Annotated in this window: 12 protein-coding genes; 7 read left to right on the forward strand and 5 right to left on the reverse strand. The window is 47.4% G+C overall.

Features of this window, described 5'->3' with window-relative positions:
• Window positions 1–101 precede the first annotated feature (101 nt).
• From KN811_RS09690 to KN811_RS09710, 5 genes are all read right to left on the reverse strand, one after another.
• On the reverse strand, window positions 102–491 hold the full coding sequence (locus KN811_RS09690; RefSeq protein WP_187965963.1) for a GreA/GreB family elongation factor: 390 nt from the start codon (window positions 489–491) through the stop codon (window positions 102–104).
• A gap of 474 nt (window positions 492–965) precedes the next feature.
• A complete protein-coding gene (locus KN811_RS09695; RefSeq protein ID WP_187965962.1) occupies window positions 966–2,264 on the reverse strand; it encodes a Glu/Leu/Phe/Val family dehydrogenase in 1,299 nt (432 codons plus the stop codon).
• A 544-nt stretch (window positions 2,265–2,808) separates the two neighbouring features.
• On the reverse strand, window positions 2,809–4,140 hold the full coding sequence (locus KN811_RS09700; protein WP_187965961.1) for a sigma-54-dependent transcriptional regulator: 1,332 nt from the start codon (window positions 4,138–4,140) through the stop codon (window positions 2,809–2,811).
• The gene (locus KN811_RS09705; RefSeq protein ID WP_187965960.1) at window positions 4,137–5,234 is read right to left on the reverse strand and encodes a sensor histidine kinase; all 1,098 of its coding nucleotides are present in this window, start codon (window positions 5,232–5,234) and stop codon (window positions 4,137–4,139) included. The genes KN811_RS09700 and KN811_RS09705 overlap by 4 nt, the downstream gene beginning before the upstream one ends.
• Before the next feature lie 175 nt (window positions 5,235–5,409).
• Window positions 5,410–6,003 (reverse strand): RNA polymerase sigma factor, encoded by a 594-nt coding sequence (locus KN811_RS09710; protein WP_187965959.1) that lies wholly within the window; start codon window positions 6,001–6,003, stop codon window positions 5,410–5,412.
• A gap of 284 nt (window positions 6,004–6,287) precedes the next feature.
• Here KN811_RS09710 and KN811_RS09715 point away from each other — a divergent pair, with 284 nt between their 5' ends.
• From KN811_RS09715 to KN811_RS09745, 7 genes are all read left to right on the forward strand, one after another.
• Window positions 6,288–7,442 (forward strand): FecR family protein, encoded by a 1,155-nt coding sequence (locus tag KN811_RS09715; RefSeq protein ID WP_187965958.1) that lies wholly within the window; start codon window positions 6,288–6,290, stop codon window positions 7,440–7,442.
• A 138-nt stretch (window positions 7,443–7,580) separates the two neighbouring features.
• Complete coding sequence (locus KN811_RS09720) at window positions 7,581–11,039, forward strand: SusC/RagA family TonB-linked outer membrane protein (protein ID WP_187965957.1); 3,459 nt, start codon at window positions 7,581–7,583, stop codon at window positions 11,037–11,039.
• A gap of 91 nt (window positions 11,040–11,130) precedes the next feature.
• Entirely contained in the window at window positions 11,131–12,666 is a 1,536-nt protein-coding gene (locus KN811_RS09725; RefSeq protein ID WP_216334798.1) for a SusD/RagB family nutrient-binding outer membrane lipoprotein, read from the forward strand.
• A gap of 17 nt (window positions 12,667–12,683) precedes the next feature.
• Entirely contained in the window at window positions 12,684–12,908 is a 225-nt protein-coding gene (locus tag KN811_RS09730; protein WP_247716457.1) for a RidA family protein, read from the forward strand.
• Window positions 12,909–12,912: 4 nt separating this feature from the next.
• On the forward strand, window positions 12,913–14,145 hold the full coding sequence (locus tag KN811_RS09735) for an aminotransferase class V-fold PLP-dependent enzyme (protein ID WP_187965956.1): 1,233 nt from the start codon (window positions 12,913–12,915) through the stop codon (window positions 14,143–14,145).
• Entirely contained in the window at window positions 14,145–15,410 is a 1,266-nt protein-coding gene (locus KN811_RS09740; protein WP_187965955.1) for an amidohydrolase/deacetylase family metallohydrolase, read from the forward strand. Before KN811_RS09735 ends, KN811_RS09740 begins: the two co-directional genes overlap by 1 nt.
• Window positions 15,411–15,480: 70 nt before the next feature.
• The gene (locus KN811_RS09745) at window positions 15,481–16,722 is read left to right on the forward strand and encodes an aminotransferase class V-fold PLP-dependent enzyme (RefSeq protein WP_187965954.1); all 1,242 of its coding nucleotides are present in this window, start codon (window positions 15,481–15,483) and stop codon (window positions 16,720–16,722) included.
• Window positions 16,723–16,793: the final 71 nt, after the last annotated feature.

Genomic DNA, 16,793 nt, shown 5'->3' on the forward strand with positions numbered 1-16,793 from the left:
ATTTTCCATTTCACTCTCGGAGCAAAGCGGTGGCCCGCCCGGAAATATCAGTATCGGAAGGGATAGCCCTCCAAAATGCGCAACGGTGAATTAAATATTTCTTATTCTTGTTCTACTTCTACAATGGTCAGGGACCGGGAACCTGCGGGAAACTCCCAAACCAGGGTGTCCCCGGTGGCATACCCCATAACCGCCGCCCCCATTGGGGTGAGAATGGAAATTTTATTTTTCTTGATATCGCTGTCATTGGGCAATACCAGCTGAAAGCGTTTATTCCAACCCTCTCCGGATGTTATGGAAACAAAAGAATTGAACCGGATTACATCGTGCGGCATTTCTTCTTCATCACAGATACGTGCAGAGAGGAGTTCTTTATACAGATGCTTTATGGAATTCCGGAAAACATTATCCCCATAGTACCCCGAAAGCTGTATAAGCTGTTTTAAAAGCACGTATTCTTTCTTTTCAATGATCAGGTTTGTGTATTTCATCTGTTCTTTTTTATTTACCCTTTCAAAGGTCATGCTTCGATAAACTCAGTATAGTATTTACCGAAGTGTGATATACTGAGCTTGCCGAAGTGCTCAGCACAGGTATGTAATGCCATGAGAACGTTTTCGTCCCGAAAGCTTTTGGGAGGTTTGATATATCCGTTAACAGGCATTTCATGTCGAATTGTTACTCTTAAAAAAGCCTGTTTCCCCGGGCCAGGGCAAATGCATCCCAACCAGGTAATTTTGAAGCGTCAGGGTTTCGGGTTTCAAGGTTTACAACTTATAGGTTCCCGAACGGAAATCTCTTTCAATCTACTCCATTTCAACCCTTCTCACATTCTCACTCTCTCACATTCTCACTCTCTCACATTCTCACATTCTCACTCTCTCACATTCTCACTCTCTCACATTCTCACATTCTCACATTCTCACATTCTCCAGGACAGGTTTCCAGACCTTGTTTCTTTTTTCTCATGGGAATATCCCCCTTTGCCTATAGGCCTGCTCCAGCCTTTCCATAGCTATGATAAAGGCAGCGGTACGCATGTCCACTTCACGGTCTTCTGTGACCTTCATCACCCTGGTAAAGGATTCCCTAAGTTTTTTACGGAGTTTTTCCATGACCTCTTCCAGCTGCCAGATCTCTCCGTTGCGATTTTGAAGCCATTCAAAATAACTTCCGATCACTCCTCCGGAATTACAGAGAATATCGGGAATGATCGCCACGCCCCTGTCCAGCAGCATCTTTTCGGCCTGGACATCAGTGGGGCCATTAGCTCCTTCTGCAATGACCAGTGCTTTTATGTCCCCGGCGTTCTTTTCCGTGATCTGGTTTCCGAGGGCTGCGGGGATGCATATATCGCAATCCAGTGCAAAAAATTCGTCATTATTTATACGGTCCGCACCGGGAAATCCCGCAATCTTATGATCGTGCTGAGCCATATATTCGCTAAGCTCATCCACTACTATTCCGTCGGGATTGAAAATACTTCCCGAAGCATCCTGAACCGCGGTGAGCACAGCGCCTTCCATTTCCAGGAAAAGCGAGGCCCAGTAGCCCACATTGCCAAAGCCCTGGACAATGAATTTCCTGCCCTGCAGGTCTATATTGTTGTGTTCGGCCCAGAATTTTACACTCAGGTATACCCCATAACCCGTAGCCCGGTCCCGGCCTTCCGACCCTCCGGCACCAACAGGTTTCCCGGTAACGACATGCAGATTGGTAGAACGTTCGTTCGGGGATTTTGTAGACATATAAGTATCCAGTATCCAGGCCATGGTCTGGGCATTGGTATTGACGTCGGGCGCAGGGATATCGAGCTCCGGCCCTATATTATCGCCCAGGGCATAGGTAAACCTCCGGGTAATGCGCTCCAGTTCGCCAGTGGAATAACGCGAAGGGTCTATCTGTATACCTCCCTTGGCCCCTCCCAGCGGCAGGCCTGCCAGGGAAGTCTTCCAGGTCATCCACATGGCCAGCGCCCGGGCCGCGTCCAGGTCTACCGTAGGGTGATAGCGGAGCCCTCCTTTGTAAGGCCCAAGGGCATTATTGTGCTGCACTCGGTACCCCGTAAAGACTTCCACGCTACCGTTGTCCATCTTCACCGGAAAATGCACCACAAGCTCATTGTTGGTGATGCCCAGTATTTTTCTGATACTGGGATCCAGCCCGATCTTGTCGGATGCATTGTTGAACTGCCGCATTACGTTGTCCAGCATACCCTGTTTGGGCTTTTGTGTCTTTTCTTGTTTTTCCTCTTTGGTTATCATTTTTGTGTGTCTTGTGTGTTAGTGAATGTATTAAACAGGCCGCACAGATGTAGGCGCGGCATTGTGCTGCACCATTGTGTGGTCGTATTCGCTGCAGGAAATCACAGAAGATTTTTCTTCCGTAAGTATGCACGAGTACAGATAATTGCAGGTCGTGCAAATACTTTTGCCATACTTTTCCATAATTGTTTCGGATTAATGTTACCCATTCCGGGCAAGAGGTGTGCCGGAAAATACAGGAAAGGAGCCTCAACTCCGTAAAAAACTCATTTACAAATAGTTAATTTAGGATCTGAAAAAGGCCCAAAGGAAAGCACCGGGGGAATTTTTCCCGCAGAGGGGAATTTGTCCCCGGTATGGAAAAGGAGGCTACACGCCCCCGGAGAAGGACCTGGTGATCATTCTGTCTGGTGCTCGTTTGCAACGAGTTCCAATTTTAGCATTTGTAATACCTTTTTAAGCGCGTTATAAACGCTTCTTACGTAAGGTTCTCGTTTCCGCTTTGCTCAAACGAGCACCAGTGAGTCATTATTTACTACGGCATTTACGGCAGCTTACTGCGAAGTGTTTTCCGGTCTATGCCCAGGATCTCCGCTGCCCTGGTCTTATTATTGTTTACGGCGCGCAATACCTTCTGAACATATTGCTTTTCCATCTCGACCAGGGGAACAAAGGCATCTTCCGGGAAATCTATCTGGAATTTCAGGGTATCGGGCAGGTCCCTGAGCTCGATCTGTCCGTCGCACATAATCACGGCCCGCTGAATGACGTTCTCCAGTTCGCGGATATTCCCGGGCCAGTCGTACCTCAGCAAAACGTCCATGGCCTCGGGTACCAGCGACAACAGGCGGTCTTTGTATTCCACGCCGTATTTCCTGATATATTTTTCGACCAGCAGCGGAATATCCGTTTTTCTTTCGCGAAGCGAAGGTACATTGATCTCCACCACGGTGAGCCTGTAATAAAGATCTTCCCGGAATTTCTTCTGGCGGACCAGTTCCCGAAGGTCACTGTTCGTTGCTGCAATAACCCGGAGTTCTATTTTCTGCGGTTTCCGGGCCCCGACCCCGGTGACCTCCTTTTCCTGCAAGACCCGGAGCAACCCGTTTTGCACCTGCGGGGAGGCATTGCCGATCTCATCCAGGAAAATAGTTCCCTTATTTGCGGCCTGGAAAAAACCCATCCGGTTCTCAGAAGCCCCGGTAAAAGCCCCTTTTTCATAGCCAAAGAGTTCCGATTCCAGCAGGCTTTCCGGGATGGCACCACAATTCACAGCTACAAAAGGCTCCCTGGAAAACCTGCCGCTGTAATGGATGGCCCGGGCTATCAATTCCTTTCCCGTTCCGCTTTCTCCCTGTATGAGTACCGTAGCCCTGTTGTCCTTAACCCGGCCAATAATATCGTTGACCCTTTCAAACGCTTCCGACTTTCCGATCAGTTCGCCATAAGCAGCATTTCCCGTGTTTACGGTTGCCGGCCGTTTTCTCTTGTCCGTACTTTTGCCGGAGCTTTCGAGCGACTTGGTCACCGCACTCTGCAGTTCATCCCGGGTAAAGGGCTTGATCAGATAGTCTACCACCCCCGATTTCCCGATATTAAGGGCATTCTTCGTGGAAATATAGCCGGTAACGACCAGTACGGGCATATCCGGATAGTGCTCGGCGGTATATTGTATAAGCTGAAAACCATCCACTCCCGGCATTTTCAGGTCGGTGACCAGCAGGTCCACGGCAGAATCGCGGAGGATAGAGACTGCTTCCTTTACCGAAACCGCCTTATAGGTGTGGTAGTTCATGGATTGCAGGTGGCGTTGCACCAGCTCCAGAATGTGAACATCATCGTCTACGATCAGAATATTTTCCTTGCGATAACTCATTCGGTCGGCTTTTTTGGAAAGTTTATGACAAATACGGTCCCCCCCTCTTTACGCGGTCGGTGAAATATGTGCCCCCCGTGACCGGAAATAATGCCGTGCACCACGCTAAGCCCCAGCCCGGACCCTTCTCCTGTAGGTTTGGTGGTAAAAAAGGGTTCGAAGATCCGGTCTCCCACATTTTCGGGGATCCCTTTTCCCTGGTCGGCTATTTCTATGGTTATGGCATCTTCGCCTTCATTTACATCAATATCTATACTTCCGTGTTCGGGCGAATAATATACCGCATTCATGATCAGGTTGAACAATACCTGGGTGATCTGTATTTCATCGGCCTTTAATTCTGTTTTTTCATCACTGAAGTTTATATGATGTGTCAACTGACGGTTTTGGAATGTCGGTTTCAGCAATTGCAACACATTCTCCACGATGGGCTTCAGGGCCACGGGTTTCATCATTTGCGGTACCTCACAGGTAAAAAACATCAGTTTTTTCACCACTTCCCTGCAAAATATGGCGCTTTCCCTGATCTTGTGAAGGTCGTCCGTTTCTTCCCGGCCTGTCATTCTGCCCTCCAGTAATTCGGCAAATCCGAGGATATTGGTAAGCGGTGTATTGAGCTCATGTGCGATACCCGCGGTGATCTCCCCGAGGATACTGAGCCGGTCTGCCCGCTCCATTTGCCGTTTAATAGCAAGTTCGCTTTCCCTGATGCGCTTTCGTTCCAGGAGGTTGCCGACTTCCAGGCCAACATTGTCCAGCAGCCTTTTTTCTTCGTCCAGGAAATCGGACAGCGTGTATTTTTCTGCCGGGTATCCCACTTCTATGAATCCTTCCTCCTTGTTGAATACCCGGATGCCCGCCCTTATGGAGATACGTTCTCCCGGAGAAACAATTTCTGTAAATGTATAATCCCCGATCTTCATGACCACATTGGTGTCGTCCTCGAACTGCCATGCTTTTTTCAGGCAATGCCCGATAGCGTCCAGAGAGATCTCCGGCCGGTCGTAATCGCAGTTCACAATAATGGAAGTGACCTCGTACAGGCAGGTGAGTTCCTTGATGCGCTCCTTGAGTTTTTTTTCTGCAGTTTCCATAGGCATTTGCAATCCGTGTGTCCAAAAGTAAGAAACTGTTTTGATTTTATCGCCCGGTTCTTTTATATGTTGGTAAGGGCTGAAATTAAAAGATTGAAGAAGATTGATCCGGCTACGCCGGAAGATTGAATGAGATTGAATGATTTAAAATCAATCTCATTCAACCCGTGGAAGACTAAGCTGTGTTGAGCAGGAGCCTTTCCTGTTTTTTAAGCGTCCGCAACAGGAAAATGAGAAACAGCTCTTCGTCTTTAAATGCCTCCCGGATCTTTTGAAAGGCTATACGCATCTGCGATTCTACGGTCTTTACCGATATGCCCAGGATCTCGGAGATCTCACGGTATTTGAGCCCCTCGATCTTGTTCATTTCCAGGATCCTTTTACAACGGTCCGGCAATGTGTCTATGGTCATTTTTAGCCTTTGAATGCGTTTTTCTATGAGTTCTTCGCTTTCCTTTTCATTTTCCTCAATAGCCCTGGCCTTGAGCTGGTCGAGCAATGAATACCGGAGCTTTTTCCTCCTGAAATGATCTACATAAAGATGATAGGCAGTGGCGAACAGGTAACTTTTCGGGGAATCGTTTTCATCAATTTTTTTCCGGTTCAGCCAAAAATTGACAAAAGCCTGCTGGGTGATGTCCTCGGCCATGTCCCTGTCCATAACATAAGACAAGGTATAGGCAAAAAGCCTGTTGTAATATTCCGTAAAAAAGGTATAAAAGGCTTTTTCATCATCTTCCTTAATGGATTTGATTATGCTTTTATTCATTCTGAGTTGGTTAAAGAAACTGCTTTAATTTTATCCTTTGGCTCTTTTATGCGTCTTTTTCCGCCATATTTCAGCTATTTCTCGGTCCGTAGCTATGGCTATGCACCTCAAAATACCTTCATCTGACGAAAAAATACACTATAAAATATTCCAAAAACAAAATCAAAACAGTTTCTGGGTTTAGACTAAAAAAATTCCTTTAAAACATAAATATTATAAAAAAAATTAATTTATTGTTAAGGGTTTTATTGAAATTAACGTAATAGATTAAAAATAAGATTAACTTGGAAGCATTAATCGTTAAATTTTTATCTGATTCTTTGAAACCGGGAGAACTGATAAGGCTCCGGGAGTGGTTGACAATGCCCGGAAATCAAAAAATTTTTGAAAACTATGTTAAATCTAACCAGGACCTGTTACTCCTGTTCCACAATGGTAAGAAAGATGAAGCCTATTCAAAAATATGGAATAAAATCAATGAAAAGGAAAAACCCGTTAAAAAATTAAATACCAAAAAGTTAAGCTACACCATGGCCGCTGCCGTTTTGGTGTTTATTCTGGGATCCGTTTTTTTGATCCGTACCTATTTATCCCCGGAAAACAACACCGGCGATCTTGTTCCTTCCCGTAAATCGGTCGTCCTGAAGCTGAGTAACGGCGAGAGCCTTATCCTGGACCCGGACGATACCCTGGTAAACGTTACCAGTAATGGTATGGTAAAAAGCCGTCACCGGTCTAACCAGCTCAATTACCACAACCCGCAATTAAAAACTACGGGAGAGCCTGAACTCAATATTATCGAAGTCCCCAACGGAAACCGGTTTAAGCTGGTACTGGCCGATAGTACAGTAGTACATTTAAATGCAGGAGCCACCTTAAAATACCCGGTATATTTCCGCAAAACGGGAAACAGGGAAATAAGCCTCAACGGGGAAGCCTACTTTGAGGTTGCCAAAGATAAAGAACGGCCGTTCGTGGTAAGATCTGACGATCTGGAAATTGAAGTTTTAGGCACCAGGTTCAATTTTTCGAGCTATCAGGACAAGGAGCTATCGGAGGTGGTCCTGGTAGAAGGCTCGGTAAAGATGAAACCGAATCTTCCGGATCATCCTTCTGTCAGCGAAGTGGTATTAAAACCCGGGTTTAAGGGAGCGTTAAACAATGCATCAGAAACCATCGAGGTAGAAGAAGTCGACACCTATTTATACACGGCCTGGATCAATGGCAAGCTCATATTCCGAAACAAGACCTTTAATGAGATCCTCGAAACCCTGGAAAGGCATTACAATGTAAAGATCGTCAATGAAAACCAGGAACTGGGAAGATCGAAGTTCAACACCAGCTTCGGGGATGTAAAGTTAGAGCGGATCCTTTTTTACTTCGAAAAAATGTATGGGATCAGTTACGAGATCAAAGAAGATAAAATCGTCATAAAATAAAAAAATGCCTATGTAACAACTTAAACAGACACCATAACGCATCTCCATAAAAAAATCGGAAAATGTTAGCCCCATTTCCCGATTCGATACGATGCGATTAATCCTTAGTAATTAACCACTCATAAACATTACAAAAGTATGAAAAAACTTCTTAAGCGTAAAAGGAATTTTCAGCTATTAAAATTTGACCTTAAGATGAAGCTAAGTGCGCTCTTCCTCTTTACAGCACTTTTTGCCATGCATGCAAATAACTCTTATTCGCAGCGCAACAAGGTTACCTTGAACGTTAATCAGAAATCTGTCCACCAGGTTTTGGAACAGATAGAACGCAAAACAGATTACCAGTTTAGCTACAAACTGGAAGATGTGGACCTGAACAGAAAAGTAACATTAAAAGTATCTGACGAATTAGTGACCAGGGTACTTGATGTTATTTTTGATCACTCGGATACCGAATATACTATCATAGACAAACAGGTGTTTCTCTTAAAAAGAAAAAGGCCGGCTCCGGCCGATCCCCCCACTTCAGGCCTCCGGGCACAAGCACCCGTACAACTCCGGGTTACGGGTACCGTAGTTGACGATAAAAACATACCGCTACCTGCCGTGAACATTCTTGAAAAAGGCACAAACAACGGAACATCCACAGATTTTGACGGCAATTATTCCATAACGGTCGGGGAAGGAGCCGTACTCGTATTTTCCACCATCGGATTTGAAACCCGGGAAGTTAGCGTAGGCAGTGAAACCACCGTCAATGTCAGTTTAAAGCCCGCCACAGAACAACTGGGAGAAGTAGTAGTTACGGCACTCGGCATTAAAAAGGAAAAACGCGCGCTCACCTATGCAGTCACCGAAGTTGACGGAGAGCAGTTCACCCAGGCCAAAGAAACGAACCTGGCCAATGCCCTCTCGGGCAGAATAGCCGGTGTCAATGTGTCCAGCCTGGCAACCGGGGCCGGTGGTTCGAGCAGGGTTGTTATCCGCGGTAATACCTCCCTGTCCGGAAATAACCAGCCTTTGTATGTCATTAATGGCATGCCCATGGACAATACCACGATGGGAGGCAGTGCCACTACAAGCGGCGGCGGGTTTAATATCGATCACGGCGACGGGACCGGCGGTATTAATCCGGATGACATCGAGTCCATAAGTGTGCTGAAAGGAGCCACCGCGGCTGCTCTATACGGTTCAAGAGCATCGAACGGGGCCATCATCATTACCACAAAAAAGGGGGCGTTACAACAAGGGCTCGGCATAGAAATAAATTCCAGCTTTACCCTGGACTCCCCTATGGATTTTACCGACTGGCAATACGAATACGGCCAGGGCAACGGAGGAAAAAAGCCTGCCAATCAATCAGAAGCCGTTACCTGGGGCCGGAGGAACTGGGGGGCCAGGATAGACGGTTCTCCCTATATCGCTTTTGACGGGCAGGAACATCCTTATACGGGCAAGAAGAACAATATTAAAAATTTCTACGATACCGGGAGCACTTTTACCAATACCGTAGCGATCAGCGGTGGCGGGGAAACCACCAGTTACAGGTTTTCCGCATCAGACACGGACAACAAAGGTTTGGTGCCGAACAATACCTTTAACAGGCGGATCTTCAGTTTAAACTTCAATTCCAGGATCGGGGAAAAATTAACCCTGGAAGGCATGGTGCAGTTCAATAAGTCCAAAGCCTATAACAAATCGAGTGCAGGCGATGCCACCGGTAACCCCAACTGGGTAAATATGCTGGCCAATACGGTAGATGTCCGATGGCTCGATCCCGGCTATGACGAAAATGGCACCGAGGTGGAATGGAATGAAACCCCTTATGCCTCAAATCCGTATTTCGTGGCCAATAAATTCAAAAATAACGAGGTGAGGGAGCGCTTTATAGGCCAGTTCTCCTTAAACTATCAGTTAACGGACAACCTGTCTGTCAAAGGTTCGGTAAGTAAGGACTATACCGATTTCAATTTTACGGCCATACTGCCTACCGGAACACTTTACACCATCAATGCGGCAGGTGAATATCACGGTTTTGACCTCATGGTCAGTGAAACCAACAGCATGTTGAACATTAATTACAACAAAGACCTGTCTGAAGACATAAACCTCGGGGCCATGATCGGGGGAAATATCAGAAAGTACAAAAATGAACAAACCTCTTATGACGGCACCCAGTTCATTATCCCGGATTTTTACAGTTTCACCAACCTGGCCACAAGCACCACCGTGCCAACCAACAAGCACTTAACGACGAACTCTCTTTTTGCTTCGCTGGATTTGAGTTACAAAAACTTTCTCTACCTGAATGCTACGGCTAGGCAGGACTGGTTTTCAACCTTAACGGCTTCGGACGGCAGCAATAGCGATAACAGCATTTTTTACCCTTCTGTCGGTGCCGGATTTATATTTTCGCAGGTATTAAAATTACCCGAATGGATCAGTTACGGAAAACTCAGGGGTTCCTGGGCCCAGGTCGGCGGAGGCCTGCCCGATCCCTATACCTTAAGTGAGAGCTATACCATGACACCGAGTAGCGGAGAGCCGTTACAACAGGTCACCCAGGTTTCCGGGCAGCGTTTGCTGGCCAACTCAAACCTGCGGCCCTATACTTCCACGACCTACGAATTTGGCCTGGAAGCCAAAATGTTCAACAACCGGTTCGGTTTCGATATCGCCTACTACGATAAAACAACTACCGACGATATTGTAAATGCACAATTGCCGGTAACCACAGGTTATGAATACACCTATTTCAATGTAGGTAAGGTAGCCAACCAGGGTGTAGAATTAACGCTGGACGGAACTCCCGTGAGAAACGATAATTTTACCTGGAATGTCAACTACAACCTGGCTTACAACAAAAGCGAGGTACAGCAGCTGGCCGAAGGGCTAAACACCATCTCGGTAGCCAGCAGTGTAAATAACTGGGCAGAGATCCATCACGAGGTCGGGGAGCCTTTTGGTATTATTAAAGGCTATTCCATGCAGCGCGATGAAGCAGGGAACATCGTTTTTGATTCCTCATCCGGGTTTCCCGTAAAAAGTGAACTGAAGAAGATCGGAAATTCTGTTGCCCCTCTTTCTATGGGTTTTAACAACAGGTTTACCTACAAGAACTTTACGCTCGATGTATTGGTCGATGGCAAGTTCGGCAACGATGTTTTTTCCGTATTGAACATCTATGCCACGCGTTTCGGCCTCTCCAAAAGAACGCTGGAAGGGCGCGAAGACGGTTTAACACTGACAGGGGTTGACCAAAGCGGCAATCCTTATACCAACCATATCCCTTCAACAGATATCCGGTCGTATTATCAGAACCTGAGAAATTATTCCGACCAGTTTGTATACGACGGGAGTTTTGTAAAACTGAGGCAGGTGGTTTTCAGCTACAATATTCCCGTAGAGAAGTTAAAACTTTTCAAATTGCAATCGGCCTCCATATCGTTCATCGCCAGAAACCTGGCCCTGCTTTACAGCAAGACCGACAATTTTGATCCGGAATCGTCATACACCAACAGTAACGCACAGGGTTTCGAATCTTTTGCCCTGCCGAGAACAAGGAGTTACGGATTAAACCTGAAGCTAAAATTTTAACTGAAACACCTCGGAAGTCGGAAGCTCGAAGCTCGAAGTAAATATACTTCGGACACCGGACATCGGACTTCGGACCTCAAAAACAAACACTATGAAAACACTTTATACAAAACACCTTTTGGCCTTATTGGTATGTGCACCCTTGCTTATGGTGTCGTGCGACAAGAGCTTTGAAGAAGAAAACACCAATCCGGACGCTTCTACGAAGGTGGAACCGGAATACATGTTCAGCAAATCCCTTTACGATGCGCTCAATAACAGCACCAGTGCTGCATATGAGTTTTCCAGCGGCGGTTTTGTACAACACTTTGCCACCTATCTGGAAGTCCCGGGCCTGGGCGACAAATACGTCTATACCTCCGGCACATATCCCTATGCCTACTTTTCCGGAGCCTATGTTGACGGGATCAATGAAATACAAAAGACCATCCAGGCTCTGGAAGATGATGCAGACAAAGTGAATATGCGTGCCATAGCCAATATCTGGAAAGTATATATTTTTCACCGGATAACGGACCTGTACGGAATGGCCCCCTATACCGAAGCCGTTACCGCCTACGGGGAAGCCAATTACAGCCCGGCCTACGACACCCAGGAAGACATCTATACCCATATGCTTTCTACCCTGCAAACTTCAATTGATGAATTTGACAACAGTAAGGAAAGTTTTGGCAGCGGCGACCTCATCTATGGAGGGGATACCGGAAAATGGAAAAAATTCGCCTATTCCCTCATGTTCCGCCTGGCGATGCGCATGACCAAGGTAGATGCCGCCTCTGCGCAGACCTGGGCACAGGCCGCTATTGCCGGAGGGGTCATAGAGAACGCCGCAGACAATGCCATTATAGCATATGTAGGCGGACAGGAGATCAATTCAAACCCCATTTCCTACCAGTTGCGCAATAATAATTACAGCGAGGCCAACCAGGGAACGAGCAATACCGAAGGCGGAAAATTTTCAGAGACCTTTATCAGCCACCTCAAAGAAAACAACGACCCCCGTTTAACATCCATCGCCGCGGTCTGGGTCAATGGCATACAGGACACTACCGCCTCCATGCAACAAGGTATGCCCAATGGCCTGGTAAACAGGCCTGCCGATTTTGCCTCATTGTCCGAGCCCAATTTAGGGACGTTCCTCTCTCTTACCGCATCGTTGCTGGTTATAGGAAGCCCGGAAATGAACCTGTTGCTGGCCGAATGTGCCGCCAGGGGATGGGTTTCCGGAGACCCGTCTGCCTATTACGAAAAAGCAGTGACCGATGCCATGAATAATATGGGCGTGCTTTACGGCAGTGCAGCGGCCATTTCAAACGACAGGATCCGGAATTATATAGAAGATCACCCCCTGCCCTCGTCCTTCGAAGCACAAATGGAAGCCATTCATACCCAGTTCTGGGTATCCGTTTTCCCCGATGAGATAGAAGTCTATTCGAACTGGAGAAGAACGGGATATCCGAAATTGGCCCCGGTAAATGTCACCGGGAATCTGACTAACGGAACCATTCCGCGGAGATTAACTTATCCACCAAGCGAAATAAGCGTAAATTCAGAAAGCTACCGGGAAGCCATTGAACTCCAGGGAGCAGACAATTTTACGACAAGGGTTTGGTGGGATGTCGAATAATAAAAACACCAATACTTATGAAAACACATCGAAGAAGCGCTTTGCACAAGATTGCAACTTCAATTTTCGGTTTAAAAGTAAATGTATACCTCGCCGACCTGCACGATTATAAGGCCATGAATGAAGTATACCGGGGCAAATTCGGAAAAAACCCTCCCGTCCGGACCACAGTGGCCGTTTACGGAGGCGTTCCCGGAGATTCCCTCGTGGAAATGGATTGTATAGCGACCCTGAAATCATAAAGCCATGATAAGCAGACGCAGACTCATACAGCAATTATCGGCCCTCCCCCTCATGGGAGGCCTGATGTCTTTTGACCTGGCCGGGGCATCCCGGCTCATACAGCCCGGCGCAACCACACCTGCTACCCGTAATTATTTCCAGGAGTTGGGAATCCGGACATTTATCAACGCGGCAGGCACCTATACTTCCATGACAGGCTCCCTGATGACCGATGAGGTAAAACAGGCATACCTGGAGACCTCCGAAGATTTTGTCGATATCGATGAACTCCAGGACAAAGTCGGTGAACGCATAGCATCCCTGTTGGGGTGCGAAGCAGCTACGGTAACTTCGGGCGCGTCTTCGGCCATCACCTTAGGCACGGCCGGGGTGCTTACCGGGACAGACCCGGAAAAAGCGAAAAAGTTGCCCCACCTGCAAGGCACCGGTATGAAGACCGAAGTCATTATGCAGCGCAAGCATTATATAGATTACGCTCATGCCATGGAAAACTGCGGGGTAAAAATTGTATATGTAGACACCAAAGACGAACTGAAAAAGGCCATCAACAGGAATACGGCCATGTACTATTTCGTGAATTTCCTGAATTACGAAGGACAGATCCAGTGGGAGGATGTCCTCGAAGTTTGCCAGGCACACAAGATCCCGACAATGATAGACTGTGCAGCCGATGCACCTCCTGCAGAAAGCCTTTCGAAATACACCGACATGGGATTTGATATGGTCTGTTTTTCCGGGGGAAAAGGCCTTCGTGGCCCACAGAGTGCCGGGGTACTGTTAGGTAAAAAGAAGTATATCGAGGCTGCCAGGGTAAGCGCCCCGCCAAGGGCAAATACCGTTGGCAGGGGCATGAAGGTCAACAAGGAAGAGATCGTAGCCATGATGGTAGCCATTGAAAGCTATCTGAAGCGCGACCATAAAAAGGATTGGGCCCTATGGGAAAACCAGGTCAATCTCATAAAAAAAGGAGTTGACGATATCCCCGGGCTCAAGGCCAAAATAGATGTGCCTGTTCTGGCCAATGTGGTGCCTACCCTGAACCTTTCATGGAACACGAAACAGGTAAAGATCTCCGGAGATCAATTGAAAGAAGAAATGCGGAAGGGACATCCTTCCATAGAAATTGCAGGAGGCGGCAAAAACTCGGTCAGTATTACCACCTGGATGCTAAAACCCGGCCAGGAACGCATTGTCGCTTCCAGGCTATCCGAAATCCTACATCAAAAAAGTATGTAATGCAAAAAAGAAAAATAACCCTCAGCCTCATCATATGTATCTTATTTCCCCTATGCCATGCCATTGCCCAGAAATATGACCTCTTACTCCAGGGGGGCACAGTGATAGACCCGAAAAACAAGATACACGAAAAAGTAATGGATATAGCCATTGCCAATGATACCATTGTGGCCATATCTGACCACCTGGACCCGGGAGATGCCCGGAAAGTCATTTCCGTAAAAGGCCTGTATGTCACTCCCGGCCTTATAGACCTCCACAGCCACCATTTTTTTGGCACCGAAGAAGATCACTACCTCTGTAACGGTTTTTATGCCGTACAACCGGATGCCTTTACCTTCCGTTCGGGAGTCACTACGGTGGTCGATGCCGGAAGTCCGGGATGGAAGAGTTTTGAGAAATTCAAAAAACAGACCATCGACCATTCCAAAACAAGGGTCCTCGCCTTTTTGAATATTGTGGGCGAAGGTATGCGCGGCGGTGTGTGGGAACAGGACCTCCGGGACATGAATGCAAAAATGACCGCCATGACCATTGCACAGCATCCGGAATTGGTGGGCATAAAAGTAGCACATTATTCCGGGGCAGAGTGGGCCCCTATTGAACGTGCCGTAGCGGCCGGAAAACTAACCAATACTCCCGTAATGATAGATTTCGGAGGCCATGAACCACCGCTCTCCCTCACCAGGTTATTACTGGAAGAATTGCGCCCCGGCGATATTTTTACCCATATGTATGCCAACCTTGCCGATGTCCGTATGACCCTTATCAACCCCGAAACCGGGGAACTTTACGATTATGCCACCAAAGCAAGGGCCAGGGGCATTGTCTTTGACGTGGGCCACGGCGGGGGCAGCTTTGAATTTTCCCAGGCCGTGCCCGCTGTAAAAAAAGGGTTCTTTCCGGATGCCATCAGTACAGACCTGCATACGGAGAGTATGAACGCAGGGATGAAAGACCTGCTGAACGTCATGTCCAAATTCCTGAATCTCGGCATGCCCCTTCCCGATGTCATTAAGGCCTCAAGCTGGAAACCCGCCCAGGTGATCCACCGTGAAGAATTGGGAAGCCTCAGCAAAGGGAGCGCCGCAGATATTGCCGTTTTGTCCGTGTTAAAAGGGGACTTCGGTTTTGTAGATAGTGCAGGCAACAAGATGAAAGGCACTCAAAAACTGCAATGCGAAATGACCCTGAGGGCCGGGAAGGTGGTATATGACCTCAACGGGTTGTCCAGCCCGTTGTGGAATACAGCAGGCGCCCGCTAACCCCAAAAAAATCTTTTCGGATATTTGAAAAAGAGAACCTTATAATACACCACAACCAAAACCGAACTAAATGAAACGAAGAGACCTCATAAAAGGACTGCCATTATTCCCCCTGATGGGAAGTATAACAGGAGGACTACTCTCCCCGGGCCTGCTGTTTGCAGCCCAAAAAACTCCCCGGCCCGATACCCCCGACTATTTTGAAGAACTGGGCGTTACACGTGTCATTAACGCCGCAGCCACAATGACCTATTTATCCGGTTCTTTAATGTTGCCCGAAGTCCTGGAGGCCCTTACGGCCACCGCCCACGACTTTGCCAATATGCACGAATTGCAGGATAAGGCAGGAGCGAAAATTGCAGAGATGTTGCATTGTGAAGCTGCCATGGTAACTTCCGGTGCCGCCTGTGCACTCGTTTTGGGGACCGCTGCGGCCATAACCGGAACGGATGAAAACAAACGTAAGCAGATCCCCAATCTCCCCGGGCCCCGGCCGGAAGTGATCATGCAAAAAAAACACCGCTATGTTTTTGACCAGGCCATCACTACCACAGGGGCAAAGATCGTCGAAGTAGAAAATGCAGAAGAAATGGAAAAAGCGATCAATGAAAGAACGGTCATGACCCTCTTCTTTAATGCCGCAGTATCGTGGTATGGCGGAAAAGACAGTATTGGCCATGAAGAATTTATCGCTATTTCCAAACGCCATAACATCCCGTCATTTATCGATGCCGCTGCAGATGTGCCTCCCGTAGAAAACTTATTCAAGTATCAGAAAATGGGATTTGACCTCGTAACATTTTCCGGGGGTAAAATGATCCGGGGCCCGCAAAGCGCCGGACTGCTTTTCGGCAGAAAAGACCTTATCGAAGCCGCAAAATTAAACCACAGCCCCCACGAAGCTCCCATAGGAAGGCCCATGAAGGTCAACAAAGAAGAGATCTTTGGCATGTATGCCGCTTTAAAAGCATACCTGGAAAGAGACCATAAAAAAGAATGGCAGGACTGGCTCAACAGGATATCTTCCATCAGGAATATTATAGAAGATGTTCCCGGGCTCACCACACAGGTACATGTACCGGCCGGCCCTGCAAATGTATTGCCCGCACTGGATGTCTTCTGGGAAGAGGACAAGATAAAAATAAGCCCGAAAGAAATCTATGAAAAACTCAAAAGCGGACAACCGAGTATCATGACCAGCCTGGCCACCAGAAATGATAAAGAAATACTGAATGTCGGTGTGGCCCTGTTAAAACCGGAACAGGTAAATATAGTAGCTAACAGGATAAAAGAAATACTGCAGACCGCCTGACCGGTTATCCGGTATTCGGCCACCGGTCATCAGCCATTCGCCGGTCGATTTGAACCGTTTTTTAAAGTACA

Origin of the sequence: Sinomicrobium weinanense, from assembly GCF_018863395.1 — a bacterium.
GTDB classification, from domain to species: domain Bacteria; phylum Bacteroidota; class Bacteroidia; order Flavobacteriales; family Flavobacteriaceae; genus Sinomicrobium; species Sinomicrobium weinanense.

Coding starts and splice junctions, on each gene's coding strand:
- KN811_RS09745 (WP_187965954.1), top strand. CDS start 15,481: ATGAAACGAAGAGACCTCATAAAAGGACTGCCATTATTCCCCCTGATG.
- KN811_RS09735 (WP_187965956.1), top strand. CDS start 12,913: ATGATAAGCAGACGCAGACTCATACAGCAATTATCGGCCCTCCCCCTC.
- KN811_RS09720 (WP_187965957.1), top strand. CDS start 7,581: ATGAAAAAACTTCTTAAGCGTAAAAGGAATTTTCAGCTATTAAAATTT.
- KN811_RS09700 (WP_187965961.1), bottom strand. CDS start 4,140: ATGAGTTATCGCAAGGAAAATATTCTGATCGTAGACGATGATGTTCAC.
- KN811_RS09705 (WP_187965960.1), bottom strand. CDS start 5,234: ATGGAAACTGCAGAAAAAAAACTCAAGGAGCGCATCAAGGAACTCACC.
- KN811_RS09725 (WP_216334798.1), top strand. CDS start 11,131: ATGAAAACACTTTATACAAAACACCTTTTGGCCTTATTGGTATGTGCA.
- KN811_RS09710 (WP_187965959.1), bottom strand. CDS start 6,003: ATGAATAAAAGCATAATCAAATCCATTAAGGAAGATGATGAAAAAGCC.
- KN811_RS09695 (WP_187965962.1), bottom strand. CDS start 2,264: ATGATAACCAAAGAGGAAAAACAAGAAAAGACACAAAAGCCCAAACAG.
- KN811_RS09730 (WP_247716457.1), top strand. CDS start 12,684: ATGAAAACACATCGAAGAAGCGCTTTGCACAAGATTGCAACTTCAATT.
- KN811_RS09740 (WP_187965955.1), top strand. CDS start 14,145: ATGCAAAAAAGAAAAATAACCCTCAGCCTCATCATATGTATCTTATTT.
- KN811_RS09690 (WP_187965963.1), bottom strand. CDS start 491: ATGAAATACACAAACCTGATCATTGAAAAGAAAGAATACGTGCTTTTA.